General features: G+C 65.6%; 20 protein-coding genes. 15 read left to right on the forward strand and 5 right to left on the reverse strand.

Translation table 11 applies throughout. From position 1 onward, the window contains the following. Nucleotides 1-310 precede the first annotated feature (310 nt). Nucleotides 311-715, reverse strand: coding sequence for a DUF2147 domain-containing protein (locus ACRECS_RS06480; RefSeq protein WP_431582144.1), 405 nt, complete (start codon nt 713-715; stop codon nt 311-313). A gap of 203 nt (nt 716-918) precedes the next feature. Here ACRECS_RS06480 and ACRECS_RS06485 point away from each other — a divergent pair, with 203 nt between their 5' ends. From ACRECS_RS06485 to tam, 6 genes are all read left to right on the forward strand, one after another. Further along, entirely contained in the window at nt 919-1,692 is a 774-nt protein-coding gene (locus ACRECS_RS06485) for a crotonase/enoyl-CoA hydratase family protein (RefSeq protein WP_431582145.1), read from the forward strand. After that, nucleotides 1,689-2,114, forward strand: coding sequence for a hypothetical protein (locus ACRECS_RS06490; protein ID WP_431582146.1), 426 nt, complete (start codon nt 1,689-1,691; stop codon nt 2,112-2,114). Before ACRECS_RS06485 ends, ACRECS_RS06490 begins: the two co-directional genes overlap by 4 nt. A gap of 62 nt (nt 2,115-2,176) precedes the next feature. Beyond that, the gene (locus ACRECS_RS06495) at nt 2,177-2,920 is read left to right on the forward strand and encodes a FadR/GntR family transcriptional regulator (protein WP_431582147.1); all 744 of its coding nucleotides are present in this window, start codon (nt 2,177-2,179) and stop codon (nt 2,918-2,920) included. A gap of 194 nt (nt 2,921-3,114) precedes the next feature. Further along, nucleotides 3,115-5,472: a TonB-dependent receptor gene (locus ACRECS_RS06500; RefSeq protein WP_431582148.1), complete on the forward strand. Its 2,358-nt coding sequence runs from the start codon at nt 3,115-3,117 to the stop codon at nt 5,470-5,472. A gap of 437 nt (nt 5,473-5,909) precedes the next feature. Further along, nucleotides 5,910-7,289, forward strand: coding sequence for a hypothetical protein (locus tag ACRECS_RS06505; protein ID WP_431582149.1), 1,380 nt, complete (start codon nt 5,910-5,912; stop codon nt 7,287-7,289). Nucleotides 7,290-7,323: 34 nt separating this feature from the next. Beyond that, the gene (tam, locus tag ACRECS_RS06510; protein ID WP_431582150.1) at nt 7,324-8,100 is read left to right on the forward strand and encodes a trans-aconitate 2-methyltransferase; all 777 of its coding nucleotides are present in this window, start codon (nt 7,324-7,326) and stop codon (nt 8,098-8,100) included. Between the two features lie 6 nt (nt 8,101-8,106). On the opposite strand, the gene ACRECS_RS06515 is transcribed toward tam, so the two are convergent. Then, on the reverse strand, nt 8,107-9,075 hold the full coding sequence (locus tag ACRECS_RS06515; RefSeq protein WP_431582151.1) for an alpha/beta fold hydrolase: 969 nt from the start codon (nt 9,073-9,075) through the stop codon (nt 8,107-8,109). A 174-nt stretch (nt 9,076-9,249) separates the two neighbouring features. On the opposite strand from ACRECS_RS06515, the gene ACRECS_RS06520 reads away from it, so the two are divergent. Together ACRECS_RS06520 and ACRECS_RS06525 are read left to right on the forward strand one after the other, a co-directional pair. Next, the gene (locus ACRECS_RS06520) at nt 9,250-9,951 is read left to right on the forward strand and encodes an HPP family protein (protein ID WP_431582152.1); all 702 of its coding nucleotides are present in this window, start codon (nt 9,250-9,252) and stop codon (nt 9,949-9,951) included. A 71-nt stretch (nt 9,952-10,022) separates the two neighbouring features. Next, nucleotides 10,023-10,640 (forward strand): hypothetical protein, encoded by a 618-nt coding sequence (locus ACRECS_RS06525; protein WP_431582153.1) that lies wholly within the window; start codon nt 10,023-10,025, stop codon nt 10,638-10,640. On the opposite strand, the gene ACRECS_RS06530 is transcribed toward ACRECS_RS06525, so the two are convergent. Continuing rightward, nucleotides 10,637-11,515: an alpha/beta fold hydrolase gene (locus ACRECS_RS06530; RefSeq protein ID WP_431582154.1), complete on the reverse strand. Its 879-nt coding sequence runs from the start codon at nt 11,513-11,515 to the stop codon at nt 10,637-10,639. The genes ACRECS_RS06525 and ACRECS_RS06530 overlap by 4 nt on opposite strands. A gap of 187 nt (nt 11,516-11,702) precedes the next feature. On the opposite strand from ACRECS_RS06530, the gene ACRECS_RS06535 reads away from it, so the two are divergent. From ACRECS_RS06535 to ACRECS_RS06545, 3 genes are all read left to right on the forward strand, one after another. After that, on the forward strand, nt 11,703-12,065 hold the full coding sequence (locus ACRECS_RS06535; RefSeq protein WP_431582155.1) for a hypothetical protein: 363 nt from the start codon (nt 11,703-11,705) through the stop codon (nt 12,063-12,065). A gap of 77 nt (nt 12,066-12,142) precedes the next feature. Continuing rightward, the gene (locus ACRECS_RS06540; RefSeq protein ID WP_431582156.1) at nt 12,143-13,123 is read left to right on the forward strand and encodes a hypothetical protein; all 981 of its coding nucleotides are present in this window, start codon (nt 12,143-12,145) and stop codon (nt 13,121-13,123) included. A gap of 92 nt (nt 13,124-13,215) precedes the next feature. Continuing rightward, nucleotides 13,216-14,118: an EF-hand domain-containing protein gene (locus ACRECS_RS06545; protein WP_431582157.1), complete on the forward strand. Its 903-nt coding sequence runs from the start codon at nt 13,216-13,218 to the stop codon at nt 14,116-14,118. 5 nt (nt 14,119-14,123) lie between these two features. Here the strand turns inward: ACRECS_RS06545 and ACRECS_RS06550 are convergent, their stop codons facing one another. Together ACRECS_RS06550 and ACRECS_RS06555 are read right to left on the reverse strand one after the other, a co-directional pair. Beyond that, a complete protein-coding gene (locus ACRECS_RS06550; protein ID WP_431582158.1) occupies nt 14,124-14,609 on the reverse strand; it encodes a GNAT family N-acetyltransferase in 486 nt (161 codons plus the stop codon). Nucleotides 14,610-14,883: 274 nt separating this feature from the next. Then, entirely contained in the window at nt 14,884-15,135 is a 252-nt protein-coding gene (locus ACRECS_RS06555; protein WP_431582159.1) for a hypothetical protein, read from the reverse strand. Nucleotides 15,136-15,297: 162 nt separating this feature from the next. On the opposite strand from ACRECS_RS06555, the gene ACRECS_RS06560 reads away from it, so the two are divergent. From ACRECS_RS06560 to ACRECS_RS06575, 4 genes are all read left to right on the forward strand, one after another. Further along, complete coding sequence (locus tag ACRECS_RS06560; RefSeq protein WP_431582160.1) at nt 15,298-16,044, forward strand: response regulator; 747 nt, start codon at nt 15,298-15,300, stop codon at nt 16,042-16,044. Beyond that, on the forward strand, nt 16,041-17,420 hold the full coding sequence (locus ACRECS_RS06565) for an ATP-binding protein (RefSeq protein ID WP_431582161.1): 1,380 nt from the start codon (nt 16,041-16,043) through the stop codon (nt 17,418-17,420). Before ACRECS_RS06560 ends, ACRECS_RS06565 begins: the two co-directional genes overlap by 4 nt. 151 nt (nt 17,421-17,571) lie before the next feature. Further along, complete coding sequence (locus tag ACRECS_RS06570) at nt 17,572-18,273, forward strand: carbonic anhydrase (protein ID WP_431582162.1); 702 nt, start codon at nt 17,572-17,574, stop codon at nt 18,271-18,273. Between the two features lie 44 nt (nt 18,274-18,317). Beyond that, on the forward strand, nt 18,318-19,802 hold the full coding sequence (locus tag ACRECS_RS06575; RefSeq protein WP_431582220.1) for a SulP family inorganic anion transporter: 1,485 nt from the start codon (nt 18,318-18,320) through the stop codon (nt 19,800-19,802). Nucleotides 19,803-19,807: the final 5 nt, after the last annotated feature.

Below are 19,807 nucleotides of genomic sequence, written 5' to 3' on the forward strand. Positions count from 1 at the left end.
TATACCAGGAATCGAGTGCATTACTAGTTAACACATTGTAATATATGATAATTATCCGATTTATCGCGATCGACGGCGTGCCTCGCCCGCCTCGCGCCGAAAAATATGACACAAGGGGTGTCCCATATCTTTCCCCGCGCCTCCCGCAGCCGTGTCGCCGGCGACGATTCAATCATCGCGAAAGGTCGGGCATGCCATCCCTTGCCGATCCGGCACGCTCTTTCTCAGTGTCGAGTATCGCCAGTTTAGGCCGGGCAGCCGTGCTCGACCTCAAAGGCTCCAGGTCATGCAGAGTCCAGGCGCGTGCCGCCTATTTGATCCGCTTCCAGGTTTGCGAGCGGCAACCAAGCCCGGCAAACAGGCAGCCTTCGCCGACCATCGTTCGCGCGTCGATCAGCCGAAGCGTGCCCGAGAAGGTCTTGCCGATATCGGGCACGAACACCTCGCCGCTCCATAGCCCCGGCGACTCGGGCTCGAAATCGCGGAACAATTGTTCGCCGACCAGCGGGTCGGTGCCTTTGCTTTGCGCATCGGCTTTCGCCTTGGGGCTCGCCCAGATCACCGTGCCGCAAATCCCCGGTCCGCACGGCCTGAACCTGACATGCACCGACTTGGCCGGGTTCGCCCAAATCCCCGCAGGCGCAGCCGACTGGCCGATTGCAGGGGCGGCCGCCAGCAGCGCGGTCAACGCCATCGTAGAACTGAAAACGCGCATCCGGTTTCTCCTCCGGGTTCTTTTCAATACCGCCAACGCCGCCAGGCCAAGGAATATCCACCTGTCGGGCCGGCTTGACATGGTTCAGTGTCGCGCGAAGATCATTTCATGCTGCTGAATGAGCTGATCGACGTCGGTGCGGCGGTCCATGGAGACCGTGTCGCGGTGCGCTTCCGGACCAGTCGCGAGCGCAGGATCTGAGCATGGCCAATATCGCGATCGAGCAGCGCGGCGTGGTGACGATCGTGACGATCGACCGCCCGGCGCGTCGCAATGCGGTCGATGCCGCCACCGCGATCGACCTGCGCGCCGCGTTCGAGGCCTTCGATGCGGACCCGGTGGCAAGGATCGCGATCCTGACCGGCGCGGGCGGCACCTTTTGCGCCGGCTACGACCTGCACAGCGTCAGCGAGTCCGCCCCGCCCTATGATGCGCAGGGACCCGGACCGATGGGGCCGACGCGCTTGCTGACCGGCAAACCGGTGATCGCGGCGGTCGAGGGACATGCCGTCGCCGGCGGGCTTGAGCTCGCTTTGTGGTGCGACCTGCGCGTCGCGGCGGAAACGGCGACTTTCGGCGTATTCTGCCGCCGCTGGGGCGTGCCGTTGATCGATGGCGGCACGGTGCGCCTGCCCCGGCTGATCGGCCAGAGTCGCGCGCTCGACATGATCCTCACCGGCCGTGCGGTCGATGCGGCGGAGGCGCTTGCGATCGGACTCGCCAACCGGATCTGCCCGCCGGGCGAGGCGCTGGCGCACGCGATCGAGCTGGCCGGCACCATCGCGGCATTTCCGCAATTGTGTCTGCGCGCCGATCGTCTTTCGGCCTATCGCCAATGGGATCATGACCTGCCCGAAGCACTGACGCACGAGGGCGAAGGTGGCGAAGCCCCGCTTAACGCCGAGGGACTGGCCGGCGCTGGCCGCTTTTCCCGCGGCGCGGGCCGCGGCGGCACGGTTGAGGATGCGAAGTCATGAGCTACGACCTGATGGTGTTCGAACCGGACGCCGCACCGACCGATCGGGCCGACTTCATGGCATGGTATGCACGGCAGACCGAATGGGCCGAACCGCACGGTTATCAGGATCCGACCACCACCACGCCCCGGCTTCGCGCCTGGTACGATGCGATGATCGGCGACTATCCGGACATGAACAAGGTCGATGACGATGATGATTTCGACAACCCGAAGATCACCGATTACAGCATCGGCCAGTCGGTCATCTATATCGCCTTTCGCTGGTCCGTGGCCGAGGATGCGTATCAGGCGGTGCGGCAACTTGCCGGGAAGCATCTTGTGGGGTTTTTCGATGTGAGCTCGGACGAAGGCGAAGTCTGGCTGCCGCCAGCCGGCCGGGCCACCGGAAAGGGGCTCTGGCAACGACTATTGGGACGATAGCCGAACACCTTTTCTGCCTGGCCAGACTCATGTTGTATGACAACTGACGCAAAAATGCTGGCATGATGGCGCATCGGCGTTACGATGCCGATATGATCAAGACCAAGGCCGCCTCGCTCGCCGACCAGCTTGTCGATCAACTGGAACGCAGCATCGATTCGGGCGAACTGCCGCCCGGCGCTCGTTTCCCGACCGAGAAAGCGATCACTGATACCGCCGGAGTCAGCCGAACGGTGGTGCGCGAGGCTTATGCCAGGCTCGCCGCGCGTGGGCTGCTGGTCTCGCGGCGCGGCTCGGGCGCCTATGTCTCCGAAAATGCCCGCTATCGCGCGTTCCAGGTCGCGCCGGAGGAAATGGAGGAGATTGAGGACGTCATCAAATTGCTCGAGATGCGCATGGCGATTGAGGCCGAGATGGCCGATCTCGCTGCTCGGCGCCGCACCGACCACGACATCGCCGCGCTGCGCGACTGTCTTGAGCGTATGGCGCAGAGCCCGGACCGCGATACAGCAGTCGATGCCGATGCGGCCTTTCATTCCGCGATCGCGGCCGCCGCTCACAACGAATATTATTTGCGCTTCATGGGCTTTCTCGGCGTCCGGCTGGTGCCGCGCCGCGCGCTTTATCTGCGCGATGAGAGCGAGGCGGCGGACCGTGCCTATGCCGGCACGATTCTGCGCGATCATGAGGCGATCTTCACCGCGATCGCGGCCGGTGACCCGATCCGCGCCCGCCGCGCCGCGCGCCGCCATCTCGAGAAAAGCCTCGAACGGCACCGTCAGATGATCATTCTGCGCGACGAATAACGCCGACCATCGTCAAGTTGTCATACAAATAGTTGTCATACATTTAGGATGCTGATAGAGACTCGGACGACCGGCGTCGTTCCGTGCCCTTGAGCGCGATCGATCGGCTGGCCGCATCGCGGTTTCCCGATCGTCGCACCATGGCGGCGGGGCTCGGCGATAACGAACAAGATGATCCGAGAGGGGATGGAATCATGTCGAGAGGCTCTGTGCTGTTGAAAGGCGCGACATCCGCGCTGGCGCTGATCGTGGCGAACCCGGTATTGGCGCAGGACAGGCCTCCCGCCGCCACGCCGCAAAGCGCAGCGCCGGTCGATGACGGTATCGCCGATATCGTCGTGACCGCGACCAAGCGCGTCGAACGCCTGCAGGATGTTCCTGTGTCGGTAACCGCACTGACCTCGGACGTGATCGAGCGTCAGAATGTGCGTGACATATCCGACCTGCCCAAACTCGTCCCCGGCCTGACCGTCACCTATGGCTCGCAACCGGGCAATTTCAGCATCAACATGCGCGGCATCGGCACCTTCTCCAACGGCATTGCGGTGGAATCCGACGTTGCCGTGGTGATCGACGACGTACCGATCGGGCTGCAGGCCTCGGCCTTCAAGGATCTGATCGATGTGGAACGGATCGAGGCGCTGAAGGGGCCGCAATCGACCCTGTTCGGCAAGAGCGCGATCGCCGGCGTGCTCAACATCACCACCCAGGCGCCGACCGACACCTTCACTGGCCGGGTCACCGGGCTGGTCACCACCGATCATGAATGGCGCGTTGGCGGCACCGTGTCCGGACCGATCAGCGACACGCTGAGTTTCCGCGTCACCGCGTCGCGCAACGTCTATGACGGCAACATCATCAACCTGACCACCGGCAATCGCCAGAATGGCAGCAAGGGCCTGACCGTCACCGGCAAACTGGTCTGGACCCCGACCGACAACTTCACCGCGTCGATCCAACCGCGCTACAACAAGACCGAAGCGACCTGCTGCGTCAGCCCGATCACCTCGCTGACCCCGGGCCTGTTCTATCAGGGCCTGCCGCAATTCCCCGCCAGTTCGGTCCTTGCCGGCATTCCGATCAATGATCGCTACAATGTCCGCATCCGCAACGACGACCGCGCCGGCGGCGATTCACGCATGTACGGCGCGACCTTCCACGCCACCTATACGACGCCGGAAGATTCATTCCTCGGCGGCGCGACGATCGGCTATATCCTGTCGGCTGACCGCTACCGCATGTTCGACTATCAGGATATTGACGGCACCGATCAGCCCTTCCTGCTCAACTTCCCCGCTGCATCGCCCTCCGGCATCAACAGCGGCGCGCGCATCAACGGCAATTTCCATGCGAATTCCGCGACGCAGGAACTGCGTATCACCTCGCCCGGCGACAAGCGGTTCCGCTACATCGTCGGCCTGTGGTACGCGCGCAATTCGCTCGACCGCTTCCTCGATCGCGGGCCGGTGCTGCAATTCGTCCGCTATCTGGCGCAGAGCAACAACCGCAACTATTCCGCCTATACCGATCTCGCATTCGACATCACCGATAAGCTGACCGCAGTCGGCGGCCTGCGCGTCAACCGGCAAAAGATCGACTATCGCTTCTCGAACTATACCGCGGCGGTGCCCTTCACGCTGCGCGGCGCGGATTCCGACAATGCCGTCACCGGCAAGGCGGGTCTGCAATATCATTTCACGCCCGATATCATGACCTATGCGACCTATTCGACCGGGTACAAGGGTCAGGCCTATGATCTGGTCAGCACGTTCAGCGCGCGCTTCGCCGCGGCCGGCCCCGTGCCGCCGGAAACCGCGAAGAACTATGAGATCGGCTTCAAGAACAGCCTGTTCAACCGCCACCTGATCCTTAATGCGACCCTGTTCTCGACCGAGTACAAGGGGTTTCAGACCTCGGTTCAGTCCTTCCTGCCTGACGGCACCTATCTCACCTTCCTCAATTCGATCGGCAAGCTGCGCACGCGCGGCGTCGAACTCGAAGTTCTGGCCAAGCCGTTCAAGGGCCTGAGCCTCAATGGCTCGGCCGCCTATACCGACGCCAAGATCATCGATTTCCCCTTTGGTCCCTGTTTTTCCAACCAGACGGTGGCGCAGGGCTGCATCCTCGACCCGCGCGTGACGGTGAATCCCGGCAAGGTGCAGAATCTGAGCGGCAAGCGGCTCAACAATGCACCGGAATTCAAGTTCAACCTGGGCAGCCAGTACGACTTCCCGCTCGGCGATTCACTGGGTGGCTTCCTCACCTTCTCCTATCGCTGGCAGAGCAAGATCAACTTCGCGCTCAATCAGGATCCGGTCACGGTGCAAAAACCTTACGGCGTGTTCGACGCCTCGGTCGGCGCGACCGCAGGTGACGGCAAGTACAAGCTCAGCCTGTTCGTCAACAATGCCTTCAACAAGCATTATGCGGTCGGGCTTGGCAATACGACCTCGGGCTTCAGCGCACCGGGCGTGGTCGCCTCCGGCACCAACTGGCAACCGGCCCGGGACTCGTTCCGTTATGCCGGCGTGCGCCTCGACGCGAGCTTCTAGGCTACTCTCAACCAAATCGAGATTTCCCCCGCTTTCCAAGACGAAAGCGGGGGACGGATTGCGATCCCGCCATGCCCGCGCGGGATCGCGGCAACGCACTCTCGGTTCGCAATATTACGTGCCTTCAATATGACCGGAGTCCATGACCGGGACGGGGTCGTTGCATTTTCGTATCGATAAATTGTCGACCAGCGCTCACGTCGAAGTTGCGCCGTCTGGAACAATGACCGCGATGCGACTGTTAATAGTCATGACTTTCCACGCGAAGGCGGATCCTGGCCTTTCGCTACCGCGAACGATCGGCAATCATTGCACTGCTGTCACAATTCCTTTGCTTCGAGCCCTACGATAAAGAGCGCGTTGCATGTGTTCCGCTGATGCGTAAGCTGCCGACGCGGGTCGCAACCGCATTTGTATAAATTGGGGGGGCATACCCAATGGTGCAATCAAACAATGTTGATGATCATGGTGGAACAGTCTCCATCGGCCGCCACGCCGAGGAAGTCTCGACGGTCGTCGGCCAGCTTGCCGAGCTCGACCGTGTCATCGCTCATCACTATGATGACCTGTATGATTTCGGCGAAACCGCGCGGACGCTCGATCAGTCGAACGCGCTGATCGCTTCCGCGCTCGATGGCGTGCGCGCGGTGACGACCCAGGCAAATGTTCGGCTGGCCAACGCGACTGTCCGGCTCGATGCGATGGCGCGCGACGCGCCGGGCAAGGGCACCACGATCCGCGGGCTGCTCGACCTGGGGTTTGACCAGCAGACCCACCATGGGAGTTCACTCACCGATGCGATGATCCGACTCCACTCCCTTTCGGCGACGGCGAAGACGCTCGCCGGCACGCTCGACACCACTGCCGAGCAAGCGCGCGACAAGCAGTCACTGGGGGTCGCCGCTGCGCTGCATATACTGAGCGGGGATCTTATGACGATCGCCGGCGATCTCGCGGTCGAACGGGATCGGGTCGGGATCGGTCATGCCCGCTGGGCGCGAAACGCGGCCGGGGTTGCGGATGATGTCGAAGACTTCATCAGCGGCCTGAACGAACCACTCGCCGCGCTGCGCGAGGTGGATGAACTGTTGTCGGCAGGTATTGAAGGCGGCAGGATGGTCGCTGAGATCTTCAACGAAGCGAATACCGTATCCTCGAACCTGTTCCAGTTGATCGCCGGCGCTGCGCGGGCCCTGGGCCAGGCACGGGTGCTACTCCGCCAGACCCAGGCACGCACGACACGGCTTGAACAGGTCGGGCGGGTCGCATTCGAGCGCGCCGCAGCACTAGGCCTGAACGAGGAGGACAAGGGCTATGTGACGCTGGCACTCGACCTGCGCGACGAGTTGCAGGTGTTGACCCAAGCTGCGCTCAAGCAAGGATCGCTCAGCCTCGAACAATTGTTCGACAATGATTATCAGCCGATCCTCGGCAGCCTGCCCGAACGTTTCCGAACCTCACTGACTGAGTGGGCTGACGCGAAATGGCGGCCTTTCCTCGACGCAGCCCTTACGCGAGCGCCGCAAATTCGTTCGGCGGTGTGTAGCGACATGAGCGGGTTCCTGCCGACGCATCTCTCCTCCCGTTCGCAGCGGCCGACCGGCGATCCGGCACACGATATCGGCAACTGCCGCAATGGTCGCATCATGTATGATGATCGGCTGCGCCAGTATAAGGAGAATGCGGCCGACTTCACTGCGACCATCTACCGCATGGACGATTATAGCGGCGGGTTCATCATCGTGCGGCTGGTCCTGGTGCCACTCTCCTTCGCCGGGAAGCGCTGGGGCGATTTCGAACTGGCCTATTCAATCTGACGGACCGAAATATTCGAATGGCAAAGGAAACCCGATGAGCTGGTCCGCTGCGCAATATGTCCAGTTCGAAGCGGAGCGAAACCGTCCGATCCACGACCTGCTCGCCCGGATCCCGACCACCAATGTCCGCCGCGCGATCGATATCGGCTGCGGTCCGGGGAATTCAACCGAACTCCTCCAGGCCCGTTTCCCGGATGCCGCGCTAAACGGCATCGACAATTCCGCCGATATGATCGCGGCGGCACAAAAGCGGCTATCCGCGGTGCATTTTGCGGTCGAGGATATCGCCGCCTGGACCGACCCGGGTCCATTCGACCTGATCCTGGCCAATGCCGCACTGCAATGGGTGCCGGACCATGCGGCGCTGCTCCCCAAGCTAATCGCAAAACTCGCGCCGGGCGGCAGCCTCGCCGTGCAGATCCCCGACAATCTCGACGAACCCGCTCATCAACTGATGCGCGATGTGGCAGCCGAGGAACCCTGGGCCGCGACGCTGGCCGGGGCGGGTGCAGCCCATGCCAACCGCTACCCGGCCGACTGGTATTACCGCGCGCTACACGGCCGCGTCGCCGGCATCGATATCTGGCGCACCACCTATTATCATCAGCTCGCAGGCGGCCCCGGCGCGGTGGTCGAATGGTTCAAGGGAACCGGCTTGCGCCCCTTCCTCGACCGGCTCGATAATGCGCAACAGGCCGCGTTTCTCGAGCGCTACGGTAGCCGGATCGCAACCGCCTATCCAGCTCTTGCCGATGGCATGGTGCTGCTCCCCTTCCCGCGCCTGTTCATCGTCGCGACGCGCAAGGCATAAGACGGCTCAGGCAGCCTGAACTTCGCGCGAGCGCTCCACTGCGCGCTCGATCCAGGCGGCGACCTCGCCCGGTGCGGTCAGCGGGATCATGTGGCCGCCGTCGATCAGCGTGACATCGGCATGCGCGATCACTTCCGGCAGCCGCTCGCCGTGCAGGACCGGATCGAGGATCGCATCGCCGCGACCATAGAGAATCGCGACGGGCATGCTGATCTCGCCATAGCGCGCGACGATCGGCGCCAGCGAGTCCGGGGTCTGGGTCAATTCGGTCGAGGCGGTGAACACCGCGACCGGCCGCTGCACCAGCAGGCCACCGCCACGAAGCGCGAAATCGGCGGGGATCGGTTCAGGCGCGAAGACCTGCTCGGCCGATTTCGCTCCTGCCAGTACCGACATCGGCACCGCGACGACCGAAGCGACGAAACGTCGCACGCCGCGTGACCGGATATTCAGTCCCTTGAACGCTGCCGGCGGCGTGTCGATCACCCGGGTCAGCGCGGCAAGCAGGGCGACGCCGCTGAGTGACGCCGGGTGAGTTACTGCCAGGGTCAGCGCGACCGCCCCGCCCAGCGAATGACCAACCACCAACGGCCGATCGAGCCCAAGCCGTTTGATCAGCGCAGCGACCAGATCGGCCTGCACGACAAGCGAGAAAGCGCCCGGCCGCGCCGCGGAATAGCCCGATCCCGGTCGGTCAACTACCACCACGCGGTGCCGCTGCGCCAGCAATTCGGTCAGTGAATAGGTGAAGTTATGACTGTTCCCGGCCAAGCCGTGAATCAGCACGATCGCGCCGCCCTTCCCCTGCTCGACGGACCCCTTGTCGACATAATGGAGCCGCTGCCCGTCAATCTCGATAAAGCTTCCCTGCGCCGGCACTTCCCGCTCGACGAAGCGCGTGCGTGCCTGAGTATAGAACAGCCCCGCAGCGACCAGTACGGCCAGAACGATCAGGATCACGAAGACAATGGTCATAGGGCGGCCCTTTATACTTAGGACAGATCAAAGCATCGATCGCCACCGGATGCCAGCGCGACATGATATCCACCCCGCGCCCGCGAAGCTGTCATTGATCGCGGTGAGCCGAAATTACGTTGCGGCACTGCTACCGTTCGCGCGAAGGCACGCCTCCATTTGCCGGGAGGTCCGATGTTTCGCCGCCATGCCATGCGCCTGTTCGTCCCGATCCTGGCGGGCGGCAGCTTGCGCGACCGGCTCTGGGCCTGTCTCGGCGCGCTGGTCGGCATTGCGCTGACCGGCCTGCTCTGCTCGCTCGTGCTGCCGCCCGCGGCTTTTGCCATGCTGGTCGCGCCGATCGGCGCGTCCGCCGTGCTGCTCTTCGCCGTGCCGGCCAGCCCGCTGGCACAGCCCTGGTCGATCATCGGCGGGAACGTCGCCTCCGCCTTGGCCGGCGTCGCGGTGGCACAGACGATATCGTCGCCGGCACTTGCCGCAGGTCTCGCCGTTGGCGGCGCGATCCTCGCCATGTCGCTGCTGCGCTGCCTGCATCCGCCGGGCGGTGCGGTGGCGCTGACCGCAGTGATTGGCGGTCCGATGGTCACCTCGGCGGGATTTTTGTTCGCGCTGGTGCCGGTCGGGCTCAATTCGGCATTGCTCGTGCTGACCGGCATCCTGTTCCACCGACTGTCCGGCCATTCCTATCCGCATCGCGCCGTGCCTGTGGCCGGCCACGTCCTGCCCCCTCAATCGGCACCCATGTTCCATCCCGAAGATGTCGATCGCGCGCTCGCCGATCTGGGCGAAACGTTCGATGTCGGAAAGGCCGATCTCGAACTGCTGTTCCGGCAGGTCGAGCTGCATGCACGAGAGCGCACTCAGCGCCCGGCGTGATGGCGCCCGTCTGGCATTCCATCCGGCGATCGGGCATCCTCGCTGCACAACCGGGCTGAAAGGATCACGCCATGGGCGGGGACAGCATGGGCGCACTGGCCGCGGTCATCTTCGGCGCGATGATCCTCATCCTGCTTGCAGGGTTCGGCATCGGTTTCTTCCTCGGTCGCTTCATCGCCGGCAGATTGGGCTGGCGGGACTGCAAGCGGGCGCTCGCCGCACTCGGCACAGGTGCGGCCGGGCTTTGCATCGGCGCGCTGATTGTCATTGCGACCTTCTTCGAAAGCACCTGGTCGCCGCCGCCGATGATCCGCTTCGACGTGCCGCCGGGCTTTGCGCCGCATTGGGTGATCCTGCTCGAGGATCACAACGCCCCCACCGCCGTCGCCTGGCAGGGCGTGGAACTGCCCTTTTCCGGCAAGAGCGCGGTGATCCGCGTCCCGCGATCGGGCGTGGTGCGGGTGCGCGACCTGAGCGAGATTGCCGGCCGCGGCGATATCCGTGCCCAGTGGAGCGACGGGGCGCGAAATCGCGGCCTGGCCAGCGGCCCGGCACCCAGAGGCAGCGGCGCCACACTTTTCAGCGCCTTCGAGCGCAACGGACCGAACGCGCCCGGGAACGAGGATCCGCCCTTCATCGACGAAGCCGCGCTGGCCGCTTATATCGCGGCACGCGAGCGCGCTCCCTAGTCACGCTCGCCTGACCCCTCCACCATGAACGCGGCAATGTCCTGCGCCAACCGGTCGGCATGGGTGAGCGGCAGGCCGTGCGGCGCGCCTTCATAGACGATCAGCCGCGCATCGGGGATCAGCGCCGCGGTCGGCACACCAGTGAGGGCAAGCGGTGCGGACGCATCGCAATCGCCATGCACCACCAGCGCCGGGACATAGATGCGCGCCAGGTCGGCGCGGAAGTCGGTCGCGACATTGGCCTGAGCGAGCTGGACCGCAGCGAGCAGCGATGTGCCGAGCATCATGCGCTGCCCCCATTGCTTCATCGCGTCGCTGGTCCCGGCGACGAAGAAGGGGTCGGTATTGGCCGCGATCCAGCCCGGGAAGTCGGCCATCAGCATGTCATTGCCCGCCGCCAGCACCGCGCCATCGATCCCATCGGGATTGTCATCGGTGCGCAGCAGGAACGGCGTGATCGCACCGACCAGCACGACGCGCTCGATCCCGGCCCCGTCATGGCGCGCAAAATAGCGCGCGACCTCCATCGCCGCCATCGAATGCGCGACCACGGTCAGCCGGCGCAGCCCGAGCGCGTCGATCACCGCGGCGATATCGTCGGCCAGCGTGTCGTGATCGTAACCGCAGCCCGGGTCGGACGAGCGCCCATGCCCGCGCCGGTCGAACGACAGGCAGCGATGCCCGCGTGCGGCGAAGCCGACCATTTGCGGCGTCCAGAAATCGGACGGCAGCGTCCAGCCGGAAAGGAACAGGATCGGCTCGCCGCTCCCCCAGTCGCGTACCGCGAGGCGTGCGCCGTCGGCCGTCTCGACCGTGTCGATCCGCGGCGCGACTGCGTCGGCGTGGATGGAATGAGCTGCGAATGATCCGTGCATGATCTGCCTCCTGGCCTGTGTTGCCGGGCGACAATGCGCAGGGTGAAATCCGAAGTCGATTACCTCACAGGTAAGCAAATCGCGGAATTCATCGAGCAGCGTCATTTTACGCATTATTCGATCAAAAATGAACCGAAACGCGCGTCGATCATTATCCCGGTTCGACTGACGACCAACAGGAGGCTGAATGACACGACCATCGACGACCCTGATCGCAGCACTGGCTGGCATCGCCGCGCTGTCCGGATGCAGCGCCCTGACCGGCGGTCCAGGCAATGGCGATATCGAGCGCGTCGCGCGCGAGCAGATGGCGGCATCGCTCCAGGATCCGAACGCCAACCCGGCCGCCAAGGCTGCGCTTGAAAAGGCGCTGGCTGATGCGACGATCACGCCCAAGGGGATGTGCAATGGCCAGGCCGAACCCGGCGTGCAGGTCTGCGCCGTCGATGTGAATATCCAGATGCCGGGCACCGCCGCCAAGGCAAGCCAGCCGTTCATCGTCAAGCTGACCAAGGGCAGCGACGGCAAGTGGAAGGGCGCGCCGGACTGACCGCGGCGACGCGTTGCCCATACCGGGCCGATAGGCGATATCGTTCCGCGATCGATTCGATCCGGAAGGATATCGCCATGGCCACTCCAATCATCCACCGCAGCGCTGTGCGTCTTGTCGCGCTCGCGGTTGCCGTGACCACGACCGCAGCGAATGCCGAGACCATCACGATCAGCGGGCGCTTTCCCGCGCAGAATCGCGAGGCAAGCTATTTGCAGCGGCTGGCGATCGACCGCTTCGCCGGGCGTGACGGCGAGCCGCTGGCCAATGCCATCGCCGCTGCCTTGTCGCGCGCGGAGAATGCGAGCGGCCCGCACTTCACCCTGCTCGGCGATACCGGCGGACGACAGCCGCGCGCCGACGGCGTGCTCAGCGGGTCGGCAACGTCGGACTGGGAAGAGCACCGCGTGACGCTGCGGCGCCGCCGCTGCGTCGAGCGCGCCGCACCGAAGGACGGCAAGAAACGCCGCGACGAGGATGATGGCGAATGCCTCAAATATGCCGATGTTCCGGTGCCCTGCATGCAGCGCACCACCAGCCTGACCGCCTCGTTGCGCCTGGTGCGCATCGCCGACGGCGCGATCGTCTACACCGCCAGCAAACCGCGCAGCGAGACGGTCAGCTGGTGCCCACGCGACACCCTGCCCCGCGCCGCCGAAGCGGTGATCGCGGACATGATCGACAGCGTTGCCGGCGAAACGCGCGGCGACATCGCGCCGCACGGCGATACCTACAAGATCCGCTACCGCGAGGATCGCGCCGGCCTGTCCAAGCCGCTCGCCGCCCGCTTCAAGGATGTGCTCAGAGTATCGAAGAGCGACAGCCGCAGCGCCTGCGAGGGATGGGAGTCGATCGATCGCGAGCAGCCCGGACAGCTGTCGATCGTGTTCAATCGCGGCCTTTGCGCCGAACAGCGCGGCGACTATCCGGTCGCGCTGACCCTCTATCGCCAGGCGCGCGGGATGAAGAGCGCCGACGATATCAATACCGCGATCGGCCGCGCCCAGGCGCTGATCGCCGGGACAGAGGACGAAGCGCGCTTTCGGCGGCGGGGATGATCCTTTCCGCATTATAATGTCGCGGCCGACATCAAATTGCCGCGAAGCACTGCGCTTGGTGCGGCGGGGGCGAATCGATGGAGACCCGATCGATGCGCAAAAAATTGCTGACTTGCCTGACCCTGCTGACCACCACCATGATCATCGCACCGCTGTCGGCGCAGGATGCACCCCCACCCGGCGCGCGCCCGCCTGGCGCACCCCCACCCGGTGCGCCGGACACCAGACCCCCGGGCATGGCCGGCGACCATCCGAGGGGCCGTCTGTTCATCAGCCCGATGGGCGAGCCGTTTCGCGGCGACAAGCCGGTCGATACCTGGTTCGACGGTGCCGATACCAATCATGACGGCGCGCTCGACCTGGCGGAATTCACCCATGACGAGCAGCGCTTCTTCGCGGTGCTCGATCGCAGCCATGACGGGGAGATCGACCCCGACGATATCGAGAATTACGAGACCGCGATCGCCCCCGAGATCCGCGTGCGCGATGCCGGCGGCGGCGGTGGCGGCGCCCGCCGCGGTGGCGGCGGCGGCGGGGGCGGTCACCGGGGCGGCGGTGGCGGTGGGGGCGGTCGCCATGGCGGCGGCGGTATGCGCGGCGGCGGCGGTGGTGGTGACGGCGGCGGGGCTTCCTCCGGTAGCGGCGAAGCGCGCGTCACCTATGGCAAGCAGGGCGCCGCGCGATTCAGCTATTTCGACTTCCCTGAACCCGTCACGATCGCCGATACCAATTTCAACCGCGGCGTCGATCCGCGCGAATTCGACACCGCCGCGCGGCAGCGCTTCGCCCAGCTCGACAAGAATGGCGACGGCAAGCTCGAGAAGAGCGAGCTTCCCCGCATCACGTTCGGCAGAGGCGAACAGGGCGGCAACCGGGGCGGTGAGCGGGGCGAGCACCGGGGCGACCGGCGCTGGAACGGTCAGGGCGGCAATCGTGGCGGCGGGCAATATGGCGGCACGGACCCCGCCGGCACCACGCCACCGCCGGAGGAATAAGCGCGTTACGCGCCGAGCACGAGCCGCATGAACACCGTGCCCGCAACCGGCGTGTCGTAATAGGGCTCGGCCAGCTCGAACCCCGCCGCGCGGTACAGCCCCTGCGCGGCGGCCATGGTCGGCAGCGTGTCCAGCCACATCTCGGCATAACCGAGCTGCCGGGCTTCGGTGATCAGCGCGGTCATCAAGGCGCGGCCCAGCCCCGTGCCGCGTCCGGCGGGCGCAACATAAAGCCGCTTCATTTCGCAGCGGCCGGCGGCCACCATTGGCCTCAGCGCGACGCACCCTATCGGCTCGCCATCGCCGGACCGCGCCAGCAGCAGCGCACCACGGGGCGGCGCATAATGGCCCGGCAGTCCCGCCAGCTCGGCAGCGAAATCCTGATAGGCCAGGTCGATGTCGAGCGATGCCGCATAATCGCCGAACAGCGCGGCGACCGCCGCCAGATCGGCCGCACGGGTCGCCGGAGAAATGGAGATGTCGGATGCCATGCGCCGCTCCATGCCAAAGCGAACCGGGCGTGCCAACCGGCAGCGGGCGTGTCGAACCCCCTCAAGATCTGCATGGTTTCCCGACATCGTGCGGTTAGGAGGAACGGATGACATTCCGCCGCTCCTATGCGCTGTAGCGACTGGGCCGACAGTTTGAATCGGGAGAGCGCGCCGGACGGCGGGCGCTCAACGCAAAGCGGCGCGCGCCATCAGGCACGCGCCGCGTTCACGTCATTTTGATTTGTGCTTTATCGGGATTGGCCGTTCAACCGGATCAGTCGCGCCGGACCGTGTCCTTGAGCTCGGCGCGCTTCGCCTGGTCGAGCGCCGCGACCGCCTTGGCGGGGCAATGCACCACCGCCGGCAAACGCGGGGTCTTGCCCGCCGGGGTGTGGTCGAAGCGCATCGTGCAGCCGGCCTCGCGCTGCGCCGGGGTCAGCGGCCCGCGCGGATTTTCGGTGGCGGCGGCAGGAGCGGTCGCGCCGATGACGATGGCGGCCGCAGTGAAGATCAGGGGAAGACGCATGAAAGGAACTCCGTGTATGACTATGGCGTTTGTCTTGCCGTGCCATCTAGGAAGCCTGCATGTCTGGCCATTCGCCCCACTGTGACAAAGTGTTTCCCGGAACGCCTGTTCAAGGTCGCTCGCATTGACCCGCCGGGGGTCGCTCCCTAGGTGCGCGGTGTCATGAAACACCACCAGACCGACCCCATCGAAACCAGCAACACCGCGCCCTCGATCGTTCTGGTCGAGGATGATCCGGCGCTGCGCACCCTGACCACGCGCGCCTTGCAGCAGAATGGCTATCTCGTCCGCCCCGCTGCCTCGGCACCGGAAATGTGGCGCGCGCTGGAGGCCGGGCCGGCCGATCTCGTGCTGCTCGACGTGATGCTGCCGCAGACCAGTGGCCTCGACCTGTGCCGCGCGTTGCGCCAGCAGAGCGATGTGCCGATCATCTTCGTCAGTGCCAAGGGCAGTGAGACCGACCGGGTCGTCGGCCTGGAAATGGGCGCCGACGATTATCTGGCCAAGCCGTTCGGCACCGCCGAACTGCTCGCGCGCGTCCGTGCGGTGCTGCGCCGCGGCGGGCTCGACCGGCGGCACGGCAAGCCCGAACAGGGGCTGGTCGAATTCGACGGCTGGACCGTCAATGTGTCGCGCCGCCAGCTGCAATCGCCAAGCGGCGCCGGGGTCGAGCTGACCGGCGCGGAATTCGACTTGCTGATGAGCCTGCTTGACCATGCCGGGCGGATCATCGCGCGCGAACGGCTGCTTGAATTGTCACGCACCCGGCTCGGCGACAGTTCGGATCGCAGCGTCGACGTGCTGATCAGCCGGCTGCGGCGCAAATTGTCGCACGGCAGCCAGCCCGCGCCGATCGTCACGGTGCGCGGTGTCGGCTATATGTTCAATACGGCGGTCACTCGCACTTGAGGCGCTTCGTGCGCCCGTCGATCGGCGTTGCCGGCCGCGTGGTTGCCATCCTGCTGCTTGCCATGGTGATCGAATTCGGCGCGAGCACCTTGCTGTACGAACGCGCCAGCCAGTTCGCGGTGCGCGAGGATGAGGCGCACCGCCTCGCCGAACATCTCGTCATCTGCAAGCGGCTGATCGCCGCCGCCCCGCCCGAAGAACGTGCCGCGCTGGCGACCGAATTGTCGACCGACCGCTATGCGCTGCGCTGGCGTGCGCAGCTGCCCCCGCCACCGGCCAATGCGCCCGCGCTCGACACGATGCGGCGCCAGGTGATCGGCTGGGAACCGGCGCTGGCGAAAAGCAATTTGCGGTTGCGCCTCGTCGCGCCGGGCCATCACGCGATGGTCGCCGGCGGGCTGGTGCTGCCCGATGGCGACTGGCTGTATTTCCGCACGCTGCAGCCGGTCGCGCGGCTCAGCTCCTCATTCGACCGCATCCTGCTCGCGCTGATCCCGGCAGTGGTGCTGATGGTGCTGGGCAGCGCCTTGCTGCGCCGTATGCTGGCGCCGCTGCATGGCCTGGCCGAAGCGGCCGACCGGTTCGACGGCGCCGGCGACCATATCGTGGCCGAAGCCGGGCCAAGCGAGGTGCGCCGCGTGACCGTGGCGTTCAACCGCATGCAGGCGCGCATCCGCCATCTGATCACGGACCGGACTCAGGCGCTCGCGGCGGTCGGCCATGACCTGCGCACCCCGCTTGCCCGGCTGTCGCTGCGCGCCGACATGATCGACGACCGCGAGATCGGCGATGCGGTGGCCGGCGACGTGGCAGAGATGGAGGCGATGGTCGCCTCCTTGCTCGCCTTTCTCGGCGGCGAGGATGAGCCCGAACGGCCGGTCGCGACCGACCTGGCGGTCTTGTGCACGACGATCGTCGATACCGGCAGCGATGCCGGGCGCATCATCGCCTATCGCGGTCCCGAACATCTCGACCTGGTCACGCGCCCGCTCGCGCTGCGCCGCGCGATCGGCAATCTGGTCGACAATGCGCTGCGCTATGGCACCCGGGTCGATGTCGTGCTGCAGCGCGGTGGGAATATCGTGACGATCGATATTGAGGATGACGGCCCCGGCATCCCCGAGGCATCGCTCGCCCGCGTGCTCGAACCGTTCGTGCGGCTCGACGATGCGCGGACCCGCGACACGGTCGGTTTCGGGCTCGGTCTGGCGATCGTTACGCGCACGGTCGACATGCTCGGCGGGCGGTTCAGCCTCAAGAACCGCCCATCCGGCGGACTTTGCGCACGCATTGCCCTGCCTATCTCTGTTGAACGACGGCACCAGCCCGCTCCCCCAGGCGGCCAGTCGCAAATTACAGCATCGTTGAGCGGGTAGGAGCGTCGGTCGGGCACTGACTGGTGCCGCTTTCCTCCAAAAAAAGGCCTGGAAACAATTCGTCACGAACATGCCGCACCGCAGCAAAGGAGCGACGCCATATCCTGATCCGAACCGTGCCACCCGGCACGGCGGACCCAGGAGTATTACCGTGAACGACTTGATCGGCCGTGTGATCAGTTTCGAAAAGCAGGTCTTTCCGAACCAGAGTGCACTTTACGCCAGACTGGCGACCGACGGGCAAAGCCCCAAGGCGCTGATGATCTCCTGCGCGGATTCGCGCGTGGCGCCCGAACATATCATGCAGGCGCAGCCGGGCGACCTGTTCGTGTGCCGCAATGCCGGCAACATCGTGCCGCCCTTCTCGACCGCCAATGGCGGCGTGTCGTCGACCGTCGAATATGCCGTCGCGGCGCTTGGCGTGCGCGACATCATCGTCTGCGGCCATTCCGATTGCGGCGCGATGAAGGCGCTGATGAACCCCGAAATGCTTGTCGGCATGCCCAATGTCGCGGCCTGGCTGCGTCACAGCAGCGCCGCGCACAGCGTGGTCAGCAGCTCCTATCACGATCTCGAAAGCCATGACGCGGTGCGCATCGCGAGCATGGAGAATGTCGTGATCCAGCTCGCCCATCTGCGCACGCACCCGTCGGTCGCCGCCGCTGTGGCGAGCGGCCAGATCGCGATGCACGGATGGTTCTTCGACATTCATGACGGCGTGATGCTTGGCCTTGACGGCGATACCGGCCGCTTCGTGCCGATCCATGAGGATCACCCGATGCCGGTCGCGCTGCGCGCCGCCGATCGCCGCGCGACCGAGTCCGCTTCCGCGCCGCTCGGGGAAGCCGCATGAGCGACGTAAAGGCTGTTGCCAAGCCAGGCGTGTCCTGGCCGAGCATGGCGGGACTGCCGCGTGACCTGACCGCCTCGATCGTGGTGTTCCTGGTCGCGATGCCGTTGTGCATGGGCATCGCGATCGCCTCCGGCGTGCCGCCGGAGCGCGGGCTGATCACCGGCATCATCGGCGGCATCGTCGTCGGTGCGCTGGCCGGATCGCCGTTCCAGGTCAGCGGTCCGGCCGCGGGCCTGGCCGTCATCGTATTCGAGATCGTCCGCGACCAGGGCCTGTCCGCACTCGGCCCGATCCTGCTCATCGCCGGCCTGATCCAGGTCGCGGCGGGCGTGTTCAAGCTCGGCGGCTGGTTCCGCGCGATCTCGCCCGCGGTGGTGCACGGCATGCTCGCCGGCATCGGCGTGCTGATCGTCGTGGCGCAGTTCCATGTGCTGTTCGACGCCAAGCCCCTCCCCAGCGGACTTGATAACCTCGCCGCCATGCCGGCGCGGCTGCTTGGCCTGTCGATGACATGGGCCGGTGCCGAAACCGCCTTTGCCGTCGGCCTGCTGACCATCGGCGTGATGCTGGCATGGGAGAAATTCCGTCCGCAATCGATGCGCCTCGTCCCCGCCGCGCTGATCGGCGTGCTGGTCGCGACCCTGGTCGCATCGGGCCTTGGGCTCGGCGTGGTCCGGGTCGAAGTGCCGGCATCGATCCTCGGCGCGATCGTGCCGCCGGAAAGCGGCTTGCTCGCGCGGCTGGTCGATCCGGCGATCCTCACCGCCGCGCTCGCCATCGCGTTCATCGCCAGCGCCGAGACATTGCTGTCGGCCGCCGCGGTCGACCGCATGCATGACGGCGTGCGCACCGATTACAACAAGGAGCTGCGTGCGCAGGGCATCGGCAATCTGCTGTGCGGCGCGGCCGGGGCGCTGCCGATGACCGGCGTGATCGTGCGTAGCTCGGCCAACGTCCAGGCCGGTGCGGCGACGCGGTTGTCGGCGATCCTGCACGGCGTGTGGATCCTCGCCTTCATCGCGCTGCTGCCCTGGCTGCTGCGCGAGATCCCGATGGTCGCGCTGGCCGCGGTGCTGGTGGTGACCGGCTGGCGGCTGGTCAGCCTGCAGCATGTCCGCCACCTGTTCCGCGACTATGGCCTGCTGCCCGCCGGTATCTGGGCGGCGACCTTGGTGACGGTGGTCGCGGTCGATCTGCTCAGCGGCGTGCTGATCGGTATCGGCCTTTCCATGCTTGAACTCCTCCCGCATCTGAAGCGCCTGCGCCTGAAGATCGACGAGGAGCAGGACGGCAGCGACGGCTATCGCATCGCGCTCGATGGTGCGGCGACCTTCGTCTCGCTGCCGCGCCTGTCGGACTCGCTTGACCGTGCGCCGCACGGCACCGCGATCCAGCTCGACGTGTCACGCCTGTCGGCGGCCGACCATACCAGCGTGGAAATGATCCGCGAATGGCTCAACCGCCGCCGTGCGGGCGGTGCGGCGATCGAGCTGACCGGCAACAACAACCGCATCGCGGCGCTCGCCTGACACCC

This window comes from Sphingomonas sp. (assembly GCF_050725575.1).
Lineage (GTDB): Bacteria > Pseudomonadota > Alphaproteobacteria > Sphingomonadales > Sphingomonadaceae > Sphingomonas.